The sequence below is a fragment of the Streptomyces sp. NPDC126497 genome (assembly GCF_040302425.1).
GTDB lineage: Bacteria > Actinomycetota > Actinomycetes > Streptomycetales > Streptomycetaceae > Streptomyces.
This window is the reverse complement of record NZ_JBEORT010000068.1, coordinates 1-17,162: the sequence shown is the minus strand read 5'-3', so window position 1 is coordinate 17,162 and position 17,162 is coordinate 1. Positions and strand designations below refer to the sequence as shown.

Here is a 17,162-nt window from a genome sequence, read left to right as displayed (position 1 = left end):
CGCCCGACCGGTGAACCCGGACCGCCGGAAGGGCGCTGTCAGGGCTGGTCGTGGTTCCGCTCCCAGTCCCAGATCGTGGAGAGCCGGTGGTCGGGCCCGGGGCCGAAGTGGGAGAGCGGACCCACCCGTTCGACGGCCTCCGCGGTGCGTGGGTCCTTCCGGCGCAGGAGGGCGTAGGCCGCGTTGAGCCGGACCGAGGGGTCCTCCTCGTCGAGCAGGGCGAACAGGGCGTCGGCGACGGCCGTCGAGCGGTCCTCGCAGCGTGTGACGGTCTCGGACATCCACGCCCGTACCTCCGCCGCCGGATCCCGGAGCAGCGCGACGACGGCGTCCGTGACCTCGGGGCCGCCGTCGCGAGCGGCGCACAGCGCCCCTCCGGCCGCGGCGCGCACGTGCCAGTCCTCGTCGGCGGCGAGTGCGAGCAGCGCGGCCCGGGCCTCGGCGCCGGGGATCGGGGAAGGGTCCTCCCAGACGATCAGGAGGTCCGGGACCTTGGCCCGGACACGCGGGTCCCGGTGCCCGGCGTACCGCAGTCCCAGTGCGACCGACTCCGGGCGGTCCGCCTCGTCCAGGAGCCGCAGCACCTCGGCGAGGACCTCGGGATCCTCGTCCCCGTCCGTGGCCCAGGAGACGAGCAGGTCCGCCATCTCCTTCTCGTAGGAGTTGCGCCGGCTCAACCACGGGCACCACGCGTACGTCCAGAGGGCGTCGAGGGCGAAGCGGCGTGCCAGGGGCGCGGAGGAGTGGCGGTAGGCCGCCATCGCGGACCACGTCTCCTTGCTGCGGCGTTGGCACAGGACCCACGTCACGGACGACCAGTCGACATGGTCCGGGTCGCCCGGGGCCAGGGCGCGGGCGGCCAGTTCGTCGACGGGCGTGAGGACGCGGAAGGCCCATTCGAGGTTCGTGAGGATCGCGCCGTGCCCGGCGCGGACCGTCGAGCCGTCCTGCGTCAGCTGGGTGACATGGCGGTACTCGTCGTCCATCACCCGGGCCCGGTGCACGGGGCCGGACGCGCCGGTCCTGTCCCGCAGTCCGGCCTCGGCGCCCCGCTCGTACCAGCGCCGGGCCCTGGCGAGCAGCTCCCGCCTCCCGCTCTCCGACAGGCGCACCAGGGGATCGCGGCCCAGGACGGCCGTCACCACGGACGGGGAGCCGCCGTCGACCGCCCGCACCAGCGGCGTGGTCCCGTCCGGCAGCTTCCGGTCGGGATCCGCGCCGCCCTCCACCAGCGCGTCCGCCACCTCCTCGTCGTAGGCGGCGATTGCCCGGCACAGCACCGGCAGCCCGTCGTCGGCGAGCGTGTCCGGATCCGCCCCCGCCTCCAGCAGCCGGGTCACGGCCTCCGCGTCCCCGCTCCCGACCGCCGCCACGAGCTCCGCACCGTCCACGCCTGCCCACCCCGTCTCGATCGACCCGGGCGATGTTAACCGCGGACCCCGCCGACCCGTACGGCATGTACCGGACCGGGGACCCCTTCGGAGGCGGGCGGCCGCCGTCGGGCGCTCACGCCGGCCGCACGGCGGCCGGGGTGACCACCGCCCCCGCCGAACTCGACCCCTGCGGACGGGAGGAGCACCCCGACTGCGGCATCCGCGACGTCCTGGACCGCATCGGGGACGAGTGGGCGGTGCTGGTGGTCGTCGAACTGGCGGGCGGACCCCGCCGGTTCCGTGAACTCCAGCGTGCCGTCGAGGGCATCTCCCAGCGCATGCTCACCCTGACGGTGCGCAGGCTCGAACGCGACGGCCTCGTGCTGCGCGCCGTGTACCCGACGGTCCCGGCCCGGGTCGACTACCGCCTCACCGATACGGGGGCCGGCCTGACCCACCTGGTCAAAGCGCTCCCCGACTGGTCCCTGGCGCACCGCGGGGCCATCGCCGAGGCACGGCGCGCCTACGACCGGACCCACCCCGACCACGACATCCGCTGACCAGGACCCCCGACCTCCCGCGGCCCCGGTCGGGGCGGGGGACCTACCCCGTGAACCCGGGCCGCTGAGAGGGCGTCCACCAGCTCAGCAACCCCCAGACCCCGAGCGCGAGCGCGCCCGCCGCGACCGCGGCCGCGAGCCACGGGCGGCGCAGCGCACGCAGGGCGAGCAGCCAGGCGGCGAGCGGGACGAGCGCGCCGCCGGCGGCGACGAGGGGGAGGTCGACGTAGAGGACGCTCAGGTCCCGGTGCATGCCCTCGAAGCCGCCGTGGACGCTGACGCGCGCCCGCGGCGCCCAGGCGAGCACCGCGACCACCGCGCCGAACGCCGCCAGGAGGATGCCCGCACAGCCCAGTCTCTCTTCCCGCACACCTTGATCCGACGCGATCGTCCCGGCGGTGGTTCCCGGCCGCTACTGCCGGTATCCGCTCAGGAACCGTCCGATCCGGCCGATCGCCGTCTCCAGGACGTCCGCGTGGGGGAGGGTGAGGATGCGGAAGTGGTCGGGGGAGGGCCAGTTGAAGCCGGTTCCCTGGACGACCTGGATCTTCTCCCGCAGCAGCAGGTCGAGGACGAACTTCTCGTCGTCGTGGATCCTGTGCACCGCGGGGTCCAGCCGCGCGAACGCGTACAGCGCGCCCTTCGGCTTCACACAGCTCACGCCGGGGATCTCGTTCAGCTTCTCCCAGGCCACGTCCCGCTGTTCGCGCAGCCGTCCGCCGGGCGCGGTGAGTTCGTGGATGGACTGCCGGCCGCCGAGCGCGGCCTGGATGGCGTACTGGGCGGGCGCGTTGGCGCACAGCCGCATGGAGGCCAGCATGGTCAGGCCCTCCAGGTAGTCCCTCGCGTGCTGCTTGGGGCCGGTGACCACCAGCCAGCCGGAGCGGAAGCCCGCCACGCGGTAGGTCTTGGACAGGCCGCAGAAGGTGAGGACGACCAGGTCGGGGGCGAGCGCGGCGGCCGAGTGGTGCACGGCGTCGTCGTAGAGGATCTGGTCGTAGATCTCGTCGGCGAGGACCATCAGGCCGTGCCTGCGGGCCAGGTCGAGGATGCCCTCGACGATCTCCTTCGGGTAGACCGCGCCCGTCGGGTTGTTGGGGTTGATGACGACCACGGCCTTGGTGCGGTCCGTGATCCTCGCGGCCATGTCGTCCAGGTCCGGGTACCAGTCGGCCTGTTCGTCGCACCGGTAGTGGACCGCCTTGCCGCCCGCGAGGTTGGTCACCGCGGTCCACAGGGGGAAGTCCGGCGCCGGGATGAGGACCTCGTCGCCGTCCTCCAGCAGGGCCTGCACGGCCATCGAGATCAGCTCGGAGACGCCGTTGCCGAGGAAGACGTCGTCGACGTCGACCTCCAGGCCCAGGGTCTGGTAGCGCTGGGCCACCGCGCGGCGGGCGGAGAGGATGCCCCGCGAGTCGGTGTAGCCGTGCGCCCGGGGGAGCATCCGGATCATGTCCTGGACGATCTCCTCCGGCGCCTCGAAACCGAACAGGGCCGGATTGCCGGTGTTCAGGCGCAGCACGCTGTGCCCCGCCTCCTCCAGTGCGTTGGCGTGCTCGATCACCGGACCGCGGATCTCGTAACAGACCTCGCTGAGCTTGCTCGACTGCCGGAACTCCATGCGCCGCTTCCCCTCACGTGGTGTTGCTTGGTTTTACCAAGTGAGAGCTTGGAAAGTCCAACAACATGTCTAGACTGCGTCGCATGTCACCACGCCGAAGCTACGACCAGTACTGTTCCGCAGCCCGCGCGCTCGACGTCGTCGGCGACCGCTGGACCCTGCTGATCGTCCGCGAACTCCTCGCGGGCCCGCGCCGCTACACCGACCTGCACGCGGACCTGCCCGGCGTCAGCACGGACGTACTGGCCTCCCGGCTCAAGGACATGGAGCGCGACGGCCTCACCACCCGCCGCCGGCTGCCCCCGCCCGGAGCGGCGTACGTCTACGAACTCACCGCGCGCGGAAGCGCGTTGCTGCCGGTGCTCCAGTCCCTCGGCGCCTGGGGCGAGGCCGAACTGGGCGAGCGGCGCCCCACGGACGCGGTGCGGGCCCACTGGTTCGCGCTGCCCCTGCTGCGCGCCCTGGAGGGCGAGGGTCTGGTCGAAGTGCGCCTGGACGAGGGCAGGTTCCACCTGTACGTCGGTGCCGGGGACGGCCCCGTGTACGGCGACGGCCCCGCCCCCGGGCAGCCCGACGTCCTGCTCTCCCTGGACACCGCCACCTGTACGGCGATCGGCCGCGGCGAACTGACCCTGGCCGACGCGGTCCGCGCGGGACGGGTCGGGGTGGCCGGCGACGGCACGCTCGCCAAGGCCCTGCGGGAGGTGTGAGGGGGAGGAACGCGGAAGGCCCGCCACGGGGGCGGGCCTTCCGGAAAAGCGTCACGCGGTCGGCGGCACCCCGGGCGGGCGCCCGGACCCCCGCGTCAGCCGGTAGCCGGCGACGCCCGCCAGGGCCGCCAGCACGCCGCCCGCCGCCGTCCACACCCAGCGGTCGGACCACCAGCCGGAGGTCCAGCCGTCCTCGGGCTCCAGACCGGCCAGCACGGCGGACGGCGAGTCGTCGTCCTTCGCCCCGTCCGGCTCGGCGCGCGTCGCGATGCCCGGCACCAGCGGTTCGGACAGCGCGCCGTCCACGGCCGCCGCGCCGCCCATGTCCTCGGATTCGACCCGCAGTTCGGCGTCCACCGGCTGGCCCAGGTCGGCCGTGGACAGCCGCAGCGCCGTCAGGCGGACGTAGTACGTGCCCGGCAGCGGGTCGTCGGCCCACGGCTCCGACCAGGCGCGGACCGTGCGCAGCACGCACTCCAGCTCCACCGAGGGCGTGTCCGTCCCGGCGGTGCGGGTCTGCGCGCCGTACTGGCAGGCCTGGCGGCGGCGCAGGCCGTCGTACACGTCGATCTGCCAGGTCTCGGCGGCGTGGCTCTCCGGCAGCTTCACCGTCGCGCGGACGGTGGGGCGCTGCCCGGCGTCCGCCGGGAACGACCAGTACAGGTAGTCGCCCGTGGAGGCGCGCGCGGTGGCGGTCCGCCCCTGTCCGACCTCCGTCGCCGTGCGGAACGAGGTGCCCGCGCGGGTGGGCGCCCCGTCGTCCCCGGACGTGCCGGGGGAGGGCGAGGAGTCGGCCGCGGCGGGGGCGGAGGCCAGCCCGAGCGTCAGCAGGGCGGCACTCAGTATCCGTGGGATGCGCATCAGTTGGTCCTCCAGACGGCGACCCGCCAGCGTGACAGCCAGCCCCAGACGAGACCGGCGAGGAAGCCGGTGAGGACCAGCGCGCCGAGCAGCCACCAGCCCCGGCCGAGCCCGAAGGAGGCCACGTCGTCCGCGCCGTCCGGAGCGTCCACGACGTCGACCGTCAGCTCCAGCGGGAGTCCGGGCGTGGTCTTCACCCCGGAGTCCGCCGAGAAGGAGGTGGTCACCGCCAGGCACACGGTCTCGGCCGCGGGCTTGCCGCTGTCGTCGTCGTCCCGCTCGGGCTTCGGGTACCGCAGCCCGGTGGACAGCACGTCCGTGCGGCCGTGGCCGGCCGCCTCGCCGCGCACGATCTCCCGGTCGTGCACGGTGACGGCCCGCATCAGCACGCCGTGGTCCGGGCGCACGGCGCGGTCCGCCGCCACGCTCACCGAGGCGCGCAGCTCCTGCCCCGACAGCAGCTCCACGCGGTACCAGCGCTGCTGACCGAACTCCTCGCGGTCGGTGTAGAGGCCGGACTCCAGCACCGGCGCCTCGGCGCACGATCCGGCGCCCTCGGTGGCCACCGGCGTCACCACCGGCTCGGCCGCGCGGTCCACCAGCTCGTTCACCCGGTCGGTGAGCTCGTCCTGGTGCTCGACCGAGGTGTACGTCCCGCCGGTCGCCTCGGCGATGCAGCTGAGCTGCCGGCTCAGCTTCGCGTTCGGCACCAGGCCCAGGGTGTCGATGGTCAGGCCGATGCCCTTGGCCGCGATCTCCCGGGCCACCTCGCACGGGTCGAGCGGGGCGCAGGTGTCCTCGCCGTCGCTGATCAGCACGATCCGCTTGGAGCCGTCGCCGCCCTCGAGGTCGTCGGCCGCCTTCAGCAGGGCGGGGCCGATCGGGGTCCAGCCCGTCGGGACGAGCGTGGCCACCGCCGTCTTGGCCTCGGTGCGGTTCAGCGGACCGACCGGGTAGAGCTGCGCGGTGTCCTTGCAGCCCTCCTTGCGGTCGTCGCCGGGGTAGTTCGCGCCCAGCGTGCGGATGCCCAGCTCGACCTCCTCCGGCGTCGCGTCCAGCACCTCGTTGAACGCCTGCTTCGCCGCCGCCATCCGGGACTGCCCGTCGATGTCCTTGGCCCGCATCGAGCCGCTCACATCGAGGAGGAGGTTCACCTTCGGCGCGCCTTGGCCCGTGGGTTCACCGGCGGCCGCCCCGGCCGGGAAGGCGAGCCCGGCCGTCAGTGCGGCGAGCAGGGCGCAGACGCCTGCCACCGGCCGTTTTCTTCTGATCATCGGCGGATCCTATTGATCGGGAGTGCCGTGCTCCAAAACGGGGCGTCACACGGACTCGCACCGGAGCGGATTGGGCAGGTCCGCCCATCGGTCCCCCGCCGCCCGCGGCGACAGCCGCATCAGCGTCAGCGCCTTCGCGGGCAGCGGGCCGTCGAGCAGGGCGGTCAGGTCCGGGGTGCGCGGCAGATGCGGTACGGCGCTCTCCAGGGCCGCTCGCAGCGCCGGTCCCGATCCCGCCGTGCCCGCCAGCGCGCCGGCCACCAGCGAGCCGAACAGCTTGCGCCGCAGGGCGCGTTCGTCGTCGGTGACCATGCGCGCGGGCACCTGTCCGGGGAGCGGGACGCCGTGCCGGGCGAGACGGGCGGGGCCGATCCGCAGATCGGCCAGGTCGCGGTAGACCAGCCGCACCGGATCCCCGCCCGGCGACAGCACCACCAGCAGGTTCTGGCCGTGCGCCTCCAGGGCCACCCCCAGGTCCAGCAGCCGCAGCCCGACCGTGAGCGCGAGCCGCGCGAACCGGGCCAGCCAGGCGGGGGAGCGGGGCAGTCCGGTGGTCGCCAGCGCCGCCACCGGGACGACGCGCTCCCCGGCCGCCGCGTACTCCTGCGGCGACTCGCGCAGCACCGCCGCCAGGTCGGGGGACCCGGCCGCCACCGCGCCCAGCGTGCGGGTGACGTGCAGCAGCCCGTCCGTGCGCGCCGCCACCTCCTCCCCGAGGTCCGACAGCACCGCCGAGGCGGCCACCGAGCCGAGCGAGATGTCCCGCACCGAGGACGTCAGCCGGGCGCTCAGCGCCGTCTTGACGTGCGGCCCGTCCGGCAGCGCCAGGGTCCGCAGCGCCATCAGCGGATGCGCCGCGAGCCGCCGCCCGCCCGCCCGCTTCAGCACGTGCTCCGCCTGCCAGGGGTGCACCGGGACCACCACCCGTCCCGGCTCCCGCAGCCACTCGGGCCAGACCCCCGTCACCAGGCACTCGGCCTCCGGCACGGGCACCAGCCCCAGCTCCACGACCGGCCCGTGCTCGGGCCCGTAGGCGAGCTGCTCGGCCACCGAGAAACCCGGCCGGGAACGGCAGTTGGGATGGAACGGATGCCCGTCGACCACCCGCTGCTCCCACTCCCAGTCCCGCGCCGGCCACGCCCGCGGACGGTCCCGCCGGCCCGCCCGGGACAGCGCCAACGACGCCACGCTGTGCCCGAGTTCGGCGGCGAACGGCGCCGAGTGCGGTACGGCGAGCTCCGTCGTCAGCCGGGCCGGATCGTCGTGCACCACCCCGTCCAGCCGTACGGCGGTGACGTACGCGCCGGTCGCGTACGGGTCCGCGTGCGGGCCGCGCAGCCGCCGGCCGTCCGCCAGGCGCAGGGTGAGCCCCTCGCGGTCCGTCTCCCGGCGCACGATCCACGGCAGCGGCTCGTGCGCGAGACCGCGCCACAGCCGGGTCAGCACGGCCGCCCGGGCGCCGGGCAGCTCGCCGGTGTACCGGGGCACGAGAGCGGGCCGCACGGCGGCCAGTTCGTCGGCGGCCTCGGCCTCGGCGGTGGGGGGACGGTGCACGGGCGGACTCCTCGGGTGCGCGCGGGGCGGGACGTGGACGTGTCGACGGACGACGACAGACATACTGATCGTCTCCGCCCGGACAGACCGTAAGGAACCAGGGAACGCGTGGACCTCATCCCCCCGCCCGCGGACGACGAGGCGGTCCGCCGCGCCGACGCGTACGCGGCGGCGCCGCTGCTGAACTGCCTGCTGCGCGAAGTGGCCCGGCCCGCACCGGGGACGGGGCCCCGCCCGACGTACCGCCTGCCCGGCACGGGCCGCCTGCTGCGGGTGCGCGGCACCCGGCGCCCCGTCGAACCGGAGGTCCGCGCGGAGGACGGCTGGCACCGCCTCGGCCACACCGGGCTGGTGAAACTCGTCGCCGAGGAACTGCGCCGGCACACCGGCCGGTCCAACCACGAACTGCCCGCCGAGATGCTCGACAGCCGGGAGGCGGTGGCCGCGCTGCTCGCCGCCCGCGCCCGGACCGCCCCGCCGGACGACCCGTACCTCCGCTCCGAGCAGGCCCTGGTCACCGGCCACCCCCACCACCCCGCCCCCAAGGCGCGCGGCGGCGGCCCCGCGGCGGCCTGGCTGCCGTACGCGCCCGAGGCGCACGCCCGTTTCCCGCTGGTGCTGCTGGGACTGCGCGAGGACACGGTGGTGGAGGAGGGCGACACCACGGCCCTCGACGGCCTGGGCACCGCGCCGCCCGGCTACCGCCTGCTGCCCGCGCACCCCTGGCAGCTGGACCTCGCGGCCCGTGACCTCGCCCCCGCCTTCGCCGACGGCCGCCTGATCCGCCTGGACACGACCCCCTTCCCGGTGTGGCCCACGGCGGCGGTCCGCACCGTGTACGCGCCGGAGCGGGACCTGTTCCTGAAGTTCAGCCTGGACGTGCGCATCACCAACGACGTCCGCCGCCTGTGGCGCCACGACCTGCTGAAGCTCCGCGCGACCGACACGGCCGTGCGCGACGCCTTCGCAGGGCTGGACGCGGCCTGGCAGAGCGACCGCGGGTACCGCACCGCCGACTTCGCGTACGAACAACTGGCCGTGGTCGTGCGCGACGGCCTGCGCGGCCACGTCCCGCCCGGCGCGACCCCGTACCTGGCCGCCGCCCTGGTGGAGGGCTTCGACGGCAACCCGCTGGCCGCCACCGCGCGGCCGGCGGCCTGGTGGGAGGCCTACCTGTCGCGGGTGGTCCCCCCGGCCCTGGCGGCCTTCCACGGACATGGCGTCGTCCTGGAGGCCCACCTGCAGAACACGCTCGTCGCCGTGGACCCCGACGGCATGCCGGTGCGGGTCCTGTACCGGGACGCGGAGGGCGTGAAACTGCTGTCCGCGGTCTCCCGGGAGGCGGGCTGGGAACGCCTGGTCTACTGCCTGGTCGTCAACCACCTCGTGGAGGTCGCCGCCGCCCTCGCCGACCACCACCCCGGCCTCGACCCCTGGCCCGCCGTACGCCGCGAACTGGCCCGCCACGACCTCCCCGAGATCCCCGCCCTCCTCACCGCCCCCACCCTCCCGGCCAAGACCAACCTCCTGCTGCGCTGGACCGGGGCGGACGGCGCGGACGCCCGCTACCGCCCTCTGCCCAGTCCGCTGGCCGGATGACGGCACGCCGGTGCCGCGGGTCCGGCCCGCCCCCCGTCCGCGGGCCGGACCCGCCGCGCGGGCTCACCGGTCGCCGGCGTCCAGCACCTGCCCGGCCGCCCTGGTCTCGCGCAGCCGCAGGGCCTTCCACTCGGCGACCGGCTTCCGGTTCTCCTCCACCCAGCGCTCCTGCACGGCGGCGAGCCTGGCGTAGGCGCGCTCCAGATAGCCCGTGCGCTCCTTGCACTCCACGTCGGCGCGGACCGAGGGGTGCGTGGCGGGGTCCGTGCCGAGGGGCAGTCCGGCGGCCAGCTCCCGGGGGTTGCCGGCGGTGACTCCGGCGCGTTTCGCGCAGGCCCGCCAGCGTGCCTCGGCGGCCCGGAAGGCCGAATCCTTCTCCAGGTCCCGCAAGGTGTCCCGCTCCCCCTGGTCCAGCCTCATCCGCAGCCTGAGGTCCCGGACCCGACCGCCCTCGCCCAGCAGCCGGGTCTGCGCCTCGGCGAGGCAGCCCGTCGCGGGCCGGGTCACCTCGAGGACCTTGTTGCGGGCGGATATCCGCCGGTCCGGGTCGCCGTACAGCGCGCGGTCGAACTCCTCGTCCCGGGGCCGTTCCGAGGGCAGCGGCTCGGGCGCGCCGGTCCCGTCCGGCCCGTCGAGGGTCTCGACGCCGAACAGGGAGGGACCCGTGCCGGAGCCGTCGGGGGCCATGGGGGCGGGGCGGTAGGGGAAGCCGTGGGCGGCCATGCAGGACGCCGTCAGCCGCCCTTCCGCCTCATGGACGCGGCGGGAGGCGTCGGTCGTGGCGTGGAGCAGGCCGTGGAGCGGGAGCCGCGCGCGCAGTGCGGCGGGATCCTGCTCCGGCCGGGTGGACGACTTCGGCGGCGCCGGGTCGTGGCCGCCCAGTACCCAGGCGGTCGTGGTGGCGAGTGCGAGCGGTATGAGCACCAGGAGAACGATGCCCGCTTTCCGGCTCGGTCCGATCGGTGGCATGGCGGCCCTTCCTTCCGTGGCTCATGACCGCGGCGGGGTGGGCCGGGGCCGGGAGCGGCGCGGTGGCGTCGCTCCCGACGCCCGGCCCGTACGCCGCTCAGAAGCAGTTGACGCTGGTGGTGCCGCGCAGGCGCAGGGAGCTGGCCCGGTTCTGCAGGTCCGCCGGCAGGTAGTTGACGTAGGACCCGGGGTTCACGCAGAAGATGAAGCCGCTCCAGTCGCTGCCGACCCCGGTGTAGTAGTGGCTCTCGTACCCGCCGGTGCTGGAGTTGCTGGCGGAGACGACGTTGTTGTGCACGGGCTGGTTGCCGCCGGCACGGCTGGTGAGCTCGTTGAAGGTGTTGTTGCGGAAGTCGGTGTCGGAGTCGGAGTAGGACTGCCGGGCCGAGTCGTTGACGCCCAGGTAGTAGACGCAGTGGTAGCCGGCCGAGCAGTTGGGGCCCGCGGACGCCGGGGACGCCCCCAGCAGCAGTCCGGCCGACGCGGCCATGGCGGCGATGCCGCTCACGGCGGCCAGTTTCGTGCGTGTACGCATGCTTCCTCCGTTGTGGTCCGGGACGTGGTCGCCCGTGTGTGTGGATCCGCGAGCGTGCCGTTTCCGTTCGGCGAGCGCGAATCTACGGGCGGCCGGACGGGCGCACATCGGGGCAGGCCCTGAGACGGCGGGGGCGCCCGGGTCAGGCGCGGAGGTAGGTGACGACGGCCTGGACCCGCCGGTGGTACCCGAGGTCGGGTTCCAGGCCGAGCTTGGTGAAGATGCTGCGGATGTGCGTCTCCAGCGTCTTGCCGCTGATGTCCAGGAACCGCGTGATGGCCTCGTTGGAGTGGCCCTCGGCCATGACGGCGAGCACCTCCCGCTCGCGGCGTGTGAGGCTGTCGAGGCGGCTGTGCGTCCGCCGGCGGCCGAGCAGCCGGGCGACCACCTGCGGGTCGATGACGGACTCGCCCGCCGCCACCCGCGCGAGCGCGTCGCGCAGTTCCGCGACATCGGCGAGGCGGTCCTTCATGAGGTAACCGAATCCGCGCGGGGAGGCCGCGAGTGCCCGTACCGCGCTGCCGGTCTCCACGTACTGCGAGAGCAGCAGCACCCCGACGTGCGGGAAGCCCTCCCGGAGCGCGGTCGCCGCCCTGATGCCCTCGTCGGTGTGGGTCGGGGGCATACGGATGTCCAGGAGGACCACGTCGGGGGTGCGGTCCGCGACCAGGTGCGGCAGGCCCTCGCAGTCGCCCGCCTGGCCGACCACTTCGACACCGGCCTCGGTGAGCAGCCGCACCAGGCCCTCCCTGAGGAGTACGGAGTCCTCCGCGACGATCACGCGCACGGCAGCTCCGCCCTGACGCGGGTGCCGCCGTGCGGACCCCCGGAGATCCGCAGCACACCGCCCGCCGCGGCGAGCCGGTCGGCGAGCAGGCTCAGCCCGGTGCCCTTGGTGGGGTCGGCGCCACCGGTGCCGTCGTCGGTGACCTCGACGACCAGGAGGGCGCCCTCCCTCCGTACGGAGACCTCCACCCGCTCCGCGCGGGCGTGCTTGACCGCGTTCGACATCGCCTCGCAGACCGTGAAGTAGGCGGCGGACTCGACGAACGGCGGATACCGGCCGGGGTCGGCGGTCACCCGCACCGGCAGGGCGGACCGTTCGGCGAGGGCGGTCACGGCGGGGCCGACGCCCTCGCGGGTCAGCAGGGCCGGATGGATGCCCTGGGCCAGGTCCCGCAGGTCCTCGATGGCCTGACGCAGGGTCTCCTCGGCGTCGGCGACCGCCCGGCGCAGCGCGGCCTCCTCCGCCGTCCTTCCGTCCTCCCGGCCCTTCCCGTCGGCTCCGTCGGTCCCGGTCCGCACGCCGGCCCGTCGCAGGGTCATGAGCGCCAGGACGAGACGGGTCTGCGCCCCGTCGTGCAGGTTCCGCTCCAGTTGCCGACGCTGATCGTCGGCGGCCCGCAGCAGACGGGCGCGGACCTCGTCGGTGCCCTGCTCGCGGGCCCGGACCTCCGCCCGGAGCCGGGACGCCCGCAGGCACAGCCGTACGGCTGCCCCGGCCGCGGTCAGCAGCTCGGGTTCGTCGTCGAGGGCGGGGTCGTGGAGCAGCACCGCCGGGAAGCCGTCCGGGCCCTCGTCGCCGAGCGGGGTGACGCTTAGCCCGGCGGCCTGTGGCAGCGGGCGTCCGTACGGATCCGTGTAGTCGTCCAGGAGGGCCCGGGGGTCCCGGGGCGGCGCAGCCGGGGCGGAATCCGCGGGGCCGGCGGCGCTCACGGTGCTCGTGTCCGCGGTCTGTACCCCGAGTCGTACGGAGGGGTCCCCGAGGGTGCGGGCCAGTGTCTCCTGCAGCCGCAGCAGACCGGGGTCGGCCGCGGCCTCGGTGACGAGATCGGCGACGGCGGCGCGCCGCAGCCGCAACCGCAGCAGCCCGGCCAGGAAGGCGAAGGGTACGGCGATCTGGCTCAGGTCGGAGGGCAGGGCCAGGACGGTGGCGGCGGGCGCGAGCACGTCGGGCGCGACGAGGTAGAGCATCTCCCAGCCGATGAACGCGACCGCCACCGCGACGGCGACCCAGGCGGGCATCAGCGCCCGCCGGCGGGCCGGCCCGCCGGCGCGCCAGCGGCGGACCAGCCGGTACGCGCAGACCAGGGTGAGCGCCGCCCCCAGCCACCGGTAGCCCAGGTCGACCAGGGCGAAGAGGCCGGCGTCGGAGTGGACCAGCAGCGCGTTCGGGCCGCAGTCGCGGCAGTCGAGGTAGCTGGCGGTGCCGGACACCGCCGGGTCGTAGACGAGGGCACGGAGGAGTCCGCCCACACCGACGAGGAGGTAACCGGCCAGGACGACACGCCGGTCGGCCGCGGCCGTCGTCCGCCCTTCGGGGTAGGCCAGGAGGAGATGGGCGAGGACGGCGAGGTTGAGGGCTTCCGTCCAGGCTCCCAGGGCGAAGAGGACGGGCACGGTGGTGCCCTGGAGGTTGCCGAGGAACCAGGTGAGCCCTTCGGCGAGCATCAGCGGGCCCGTGCGGTTGGTCGGCCTGCGCCACCAGGCGAGGAGTCCGGCACCCGCGTAGGCCCAGCCCACCGCCAGGTCCCGCAGGACGTCGCTCCAGGCGGCCCCCGTCCTGCCGTAGGCCCAGGCGCCGCAGCACCCCGCGGCCAGGGCCGTCCCCGCGCCGACGGTGAGGCGTCGGCGCGTCCGCCCGGCCCGTCGGGGCGAGGCGGTTCCTGCCGTTCTCCCCACCCCGCCCCCAGACGCGTGTGTCACCGCCGCCCCCGATCGATGTCCGACGATACGAACCTGAGCGTGAGCACGCCAACCCGGTCGACGGCATCCGGACAGGGTCGCGCCCCCGGTCACTATGCTCGTCGGATGCTGAGAGAGGTCACCGCCACCCGCTACGTCACACCCCTGAGGTCGGGCGGGTCCGTCCCCGGTGTCTTCGAGGCCGACGACCTCGGGACGTACGTCGTGAAGTTCACCGGGTCCGCACAGGGGCGCAAGGCGCTGGTCGCCGAGGTGATCGTGGGGGAGTTGGCGCGGGCCCTCGGGCTGCGCTTCCCCGAGCTGGTGCTGGCGCACTTCGATCCGGCGGTGGCGGACGGCGAGCCGCACCAGGAGGTGCGGGAGCTGCACGCCGCCAGCGCCGGGGTGAACCTCGGCATGGACTATCTGCCGGGCGCGCGGGACTTCACCCCGGAGGTCGCCGAGGTCTTCCCCGTCGATCCGCTGGAGGCCGGGCGCGTCGTCTGGCTCGACGCCCTCACCGTGAACGTGGACCGCACCGTCCACAGCTCCAACCTGGTGGTGTGGCCGACGCTCGGGGTCGCGCCGCCGCGGCTGTGGCTCATCGACCACGGGGCCGCGCTCGTCTTCCACCACCGCTGGGAGGGCTCCGACCCGGCCAGGGCGTACGACTTCCGCCATCATGCCCTCGGCCACTACGGCCCCGACATACGTGCGGCGGACGCCGAGCTCGCGCCGAAGGTGACCGAGGAGCTGCTGCGGGCCGTCACCGCCGAGGTCCCCGACGACTGGCTGGCCGACGACGCCCGCTTCGCCACGCCCGACGAGGTCCGCGAGGCGTACGTGACGTACCTCCACGCGCGCGTGCGGTCCTCCCGCGCCTGGCTGCCCACCGACTTCCCCGGCGCGGACGAGCTCGCCGAGGAGAACGCCCGGCGGGCGGCGAGGACCCGGCGGGGCCGGCCGGACTGGCTGAAGCGGGTTCCCGACCTGCACGGCAGACCGGCGGCGGCCCAGGACTGGTCGGTGCACCTGGGCCGCTCGGACACGTAGGGCCCGGCCCTCGGGCAGCTCGTACGCCGGCGGGTCGGGTGCGCCGCCACCGCACCCACCCACTGCCGCCCCGGCTCACTCGAGGTGCGCCAGATCCGCCTCGGTGTCGATGTCGTACGCCTCGGCCACGTCGCCGCACTCGACGAGCGTGAGCCGTTCCGCGTGCTCCTCCAGATAGGCGCGCGCCCCCCGGTCGCCGGTCGCGGACGCGGCGGTCCCCGCCCAGTGCGCGGCGCCGAGCAGGACCGGGTGGCCGCGCACGCCGCCGTAGGCGGCCGATGCGAGCGACTCGGGGGAGCCGTAGGCGCCGAGCACCCGGGCGACCGCCTCCGGGCCGATCCCGGGCTGGTCGACCAGCGAGACCAACGCGGCCCGTGCGCCCGTCCCGGCCAGAGAGCCGAGGCCGGCCCGCAGGGAGGCGCCCATGCCCCGCTCCCACGCCGGGTTGTCGACGAGGGCGCAGTCCGGCAGGAACGCGCGGGCGCGCACTTCGTCCGCCCGCGCACCGAGCACCACGTGCACCCGCGCGCAGCCGCCCGCGCGGAGCACCCCCACCGCGTGCTCCACCAGTGGCCGTCCCCGGTGCGTGAGCAGCGCCTTGGGCCGCCCGCCGAGCCGCCGCCCGCCGCCCGCGGCCAGCAGCAGTCCCACGACCTCCGTGGCGGTGTCCTCGACCCTGTGATGTGTCGTCATGCGTCCTGCATACCGCACCCGTCGCGGGGTATCGGGACGGCGGCGGATGGATGCCCGGGGCCACTTCGTCACGCTGCGGAGCAACTCGATGACGCAGTGGACTGGCGCGAGGGGGCCGGGGTGGCGTTTACTGGCGCGACCGGTCGGCGGGGTTCCGCGACCGGTCGGGGAGGCGCACAACGACGTGCCAGGGGGAGGACTGTGTTGCGCAGCGTGGAGCAGAGGCGTGTGCCCGGCAGTCAGGTGGACCCACGAGTGACGGAGCTGCGCTCCGCCGTGTCCCGGTTACGCCGTCAGCTCGCAGCCCATCCCGGGGACTTCCGGGACCGGGGCGTCGCGGAGGAGGAACTCGCCGCGCTGGCCGGGGCGGCCGCCGCCGGAGTCCCTGAGATCCACCGGCTGCGCCGCTCCCTGCTGCTGATAGCGGGCGCGATCGGCTCGGTGAGCGCACTGGGGCAGGGCGTGCGCGAACTGCGCGAGGCGGTGGACCTGTTCGGCCCGCCGCCACGCGGCTGACGCGGGCCCGCGACCGGCGCGGTCAGGCGGTCGGGGCGGCGCCCGGCGCGGTGAGCGCCTCGGAGAGGTCCTCCGCGACCTGCCGGAGCACCGGCACGATCCGCTCCGTCGCCGACTCCGTGACCCGCCCCGACGGACCCGAGATCGAGATCGCCGCCGCCGTGGGGGAGCCCGGCACCGGTACGGCGAGGCAGCGGACGCCGACCTCCTGCTCGCTGTCGTCCACCGCGTAGCCCAGCCGGCGCACGTCCTCCAGGGCCGCGAGGAAGCCGTCCGGCGTGGTGATGGTCCTGTCCGTCGCGGCGGGCATGCCGGTACGGCCGAGCAGGGCCCGCACCTCCTCCGGGGGGAGACCGGCCAGCAGGGCCTTGCCCACGCCCGTGGAGTGCGGCAGGACGCGCCGGCCGACCTCGGTGAACATCCGCATCGAGTGCTTCGACGGCGCCTGCGCCACGTACACGACCTCGTCCCCGTCGAGCAGCGCCATGTTCGCCGTCTCGCCGGTCTCCTCCACCAGCCGTGCCAGGTACGGCCGTGCCCAGGCGCCCAGCAGCCGGGAGGCGGACTCGCCGAGCCGGATCAGCCGCGGGCCCAGCGCGTAGCGGCGGTCGGGCTGCTGGCGCGCGTAGCCGCAGACGACGAGCGTGCGCATCAGGCGGTGGATGGTCGGCAGGGGCAGTCCGCTGCTCGCGGACAGTTCGCTCAGGCCGACCTCGCCGCCCGCGTCCGCCATCCGTTCGAGCAGGTCGAAGGCGCGCTCGAGGGACTGCACGCCGCCGCCGGCGGCGGGCCGGGCGGAGCCGGTGGTGCTGGCGCTGGACGTCGGCACGGCGCGTTCCTTTCGGGGCCTGGCAGGAGGGGCAGAAGCCTACCCGGCGGCCGGTCGGCCACCCGCTCGTGCGACGCCGCGTTCCGCTGGGTGAGGGTCCCGTTCCGATCGACGGAATCAGCCGGGGGCGTCCGCCGGTCCGGGAGTGCACGTCAACGACCCCGGCCGCACCGAGTGGGAGGGCGTCCGGACCGCCACCCGCGCGGCGGCGGCCGACGGCGTCACCACGCCGGCGGCCCCTCCCGGCTGCGCCCGTTCGGCTCGCTGACGGAAGGGGGAGCGGCCGGTTCGGACGAGCACACGGCTGTACTCCAGTCACCGCAGAATTCA

17 protein-coding genes are annotated in these 17,162 nt (G+C 75.0%); 5 read left to right on the top strand and 12 right to left on the bottom strand.

Going from position 1 to position 17,162, the window contains the following annotated elements:
* Positions 1-38 precede the first annotated feature (38 nt).
* A complete protein-coding gene (locus ABTY20_RS24665; protein WP_351999226.1) occupies positions 39-1,391 on the bottom strand; it encodes an ankyrin and HEAT repeat domain-containing protein in 1,353 nt (450 codons plus the stop codon).
* A 32-nt stretch (positions 1,392-1,423) separates the two neighbouring features.
* On the opposite strand from ABTY20_RS24665, the gene ABTY20_RS24660 reads away from it, so the two are divergent.
* Positions 1,424-1,933, top strand: a complete 510-nt coding sequence (locus ABTY20_RS24660) for a winged helix-turn-helix transcriptional regulator (protein ID WP_351999225.1) — start codon at positions 1,424-1,426, stop codon at positions 1,931-1,933.
* 43 nt (positions 1,934-1,976) lie between these two features.
* Here ABTY20_RS24660 and ABTY20_RS24655 read toward each other — a convergent pair whose 3' ends face one another.
* Together ABTY20_RS24655 and ABTY20_RS24650 are read right to left on the bottom strand one after the other, a co-directional pair.
* A complete protein-coding gene (locus tag ABTY20_RS24655; RefSeq protein ID WP_351999224.1) occupies positions 1,977-2,303 on the bottom strand; it encodes a hypothetical protein in 327 nt (108 codons plus the stop codon).
* Positions 2,304-2,345: 42 nt separating this feature from the next.
* Positions 2,346-3,554 carry a pyridoxal phosphate-dependent aminotransferase gene (locus ABTY20_RS24650; RefSeq protein WP_351999223.1) on the bottom strand — a complete coding sequence of 403 codons (1,209 nt, stop codon included), beginning with the start codon at positions 3,552-3,554 and terminating at the stop codon, positions 2,346-2,348.
* Positions 3,555-3,637: 83 nt separating this feature from the next.
* Here ABTY20_RS24650 and ABTY20_RS24645 point away from each other — a divergent pair, with 83 nt between their 5' ends.
* Positions 3,638-4,264 (top strand): winged helix-turn-helix transcriptional regulator, encoded by a 627-nt coding sequence (locus tag ABTY20_RS24645; RefSeq protein WP_351999222.1) that lies wholly within the window; start codon positions 3,638-3,640, stop codon positions 4,262-4,264.
* A gap of 51 nt (positions 4,265-4,315) precedes the next feature.
* On the opposite strand, the gene ABTY20_RS24640 is transcribed toward ABTY20_RS24645, so the two are convergent.
* From ABTY20_RS24640 to ABTY20_RS24630, 3 genes are read right to left on the bottom strand one after another with little or no spacing between them, the layout of a single operon-like run.
* The gene (locus ABTY20_RS24640) at positions 4,316-5,125 is read right to left on the bottom strand and encodes a hypothetical protein (protein WP_351999221.1); all 810 of its coding nucleotides are present in this window, start codon (positions 5,123-5,125) and stop codon (positions 4,316-4,318) included.
* Positions 5,125-6,399 carry a VWA domain-containing protein gene (locus ABTY20_RS24635; RefSeq protein WP_351999220.1) on the bottom strand — a complete coding sequence of 425 codons (1,275 nt, stop codon included), beginning with the start codon at positions 6,397-6,399 and terminating at the stop codon, positions 5,125-5,127. Before ABTY20_RS24635 ends, ABTY20_RS24640 begins: the two co-directional genes overlap by 1 nt.
* A 45-nt stretch (positions 6,400-6,444) precedes the next feature.
* A complete protein-coding gene (locus ABTY20_RS24630) occupies positions 6,445-7,953 on the bottom strand; it encodes an IucA/IucC family protein (protein ID WP_351999219.1) in 1,509 nt (502 codons plus the stop codon).
* A 108-nt stretch (positions 7,954-8,061) separates the two neighbouring features.
* Here ABTY20_RS24630 and ABTY20_RS24625 point away from each other — a divergent pair, with 108 nt between their 5' ends.
* Complete coding sequence (locus ABTY20_RS24625) at positions 8,062-9,552, top strand: IucA/IucC family protein (RefSeq protein ID WP_351999218.1); 1,491 nt, start codon at positions 8,062-8,064, stop codon at positions 9,550-9,552.
* A gap of 63 nt (positions 9,553-9,615) precedes the next feature.
* Here the strand turns inward: ABTY20_RS24625 and ABTY20_RS24620 are convergent, their stop codons facing one another.
* From ABTY20_RS24620 to ABTY20_RS24605, 4 genes are all read right to left on the bottom strand, one after another.
* Positions 9,616-10,521, bottom strand: coding sequence for a hypothetical protein (locus ABTY20_RS24620; protein WP_351999217.1), 906 nt, complete (start codon positions 10,519-10,521; stop codon positions 9,616-9,618).
* Positions 10,522-10,618: 97 nt separating this feature from the next.
* Positions 10,619-11,056, bottom strand: coding sequence for a hypothetical protein (locus ABTY20_RS24615; RefSeq protein ID WP_351999216.1), 438 nt, complete (start codon positions 11,054-11,056; stop codon positions 10,619-10,621).
* 142 nt (positions 11,057-11,198) lie between these two features.
* Entirely contained in the window at positions 11,199-11,843 is a 645-nt protein-coding gene (locus tag ABTY20_RS24610; RefSeq protein ID WP_351999215.1) for a LuxR C-terminal-related transcriptional regulator, read from the bottom strand.
* Positions 11,834-13,738, bottom strand: coding sequence for a sensor histidine kinase (locus tag ABTY20_RS24605; protein WP_351999214.1), 1,905 nt, complete (start codon positions 13,736-13,738; stop codon positions 11,834-11,836). Before ABTY20_RS24605 ends, ABTY20_RS24610 begins: the two co-directional genes overlap by 10 nt.
* A 129-nt stretch (positions 13,739-13,867) precedes the next feature.
* On the opposite strand from ABTY20_RS24605, the gene ABTY20_RS24600 reads away from it, so the two are divergent.
* On the top strand, positions 13,868-14,794 hold the full coding sequence (locus tag ABTY20_RS24600) for a HipA family kinase (RefSeq protein ID WP_351999213.1): 927 nt from the start codon (positions 13,868-13,870) through the stop codon (positions 14,792-14,794).
* 75 nt (positions 14,795-14,869) lie between these two features.
* On the opposite strand, the gene ABTY20_RS24595 is transcribed toward ABTY20_RS24600, so the two are convergent.
* Positions 14,870-15,487, bottom strand: a complete 618-nt coding sequence (locus tag ABTY20_RS24595) for a nucleotidyltransferase family protein (RefSeq protein ID WP_351999212.1) — start codon at positions 15,485-15,487, stop codon at positions 14,870-14,872.
* A gap of 201 nt (positions 15,488-15,688) precedes the next feature.
* Between ABTY20_RS24595 and ABTY20_RS24590 the strand changes: the two genes are divergently transcribed.
* A complete protein-coding gene (locus ABTY20_RS24590) occupies positions 15,689-16,003 on the top strand; it encodes a DUF5955 family protein (RefSeq protein ID WP_351999211.1) in 315 nt (104 codons plus the stop codon).
* 22 nt (positions 16,004-16,025) lie between these two features.
* On the opposite strand, the gene ABTY20_RS24585 is transcribed toward ABTY20_RS24590, so the two are convergent.
* Positions 16,026-16,832 (bottom strand): IclR family transcriptional regulator, encoded by an 807-nt coding sequence (locus ABTY20_RS24585; protein WP_351999210.1) that lies wholly within the window; start codon positions 16,830-16,832, stop codon positions 16,026-16,028.
* Between the last annotated feature and the right edge of the window lie 330 nt (positions 16,833-17,162).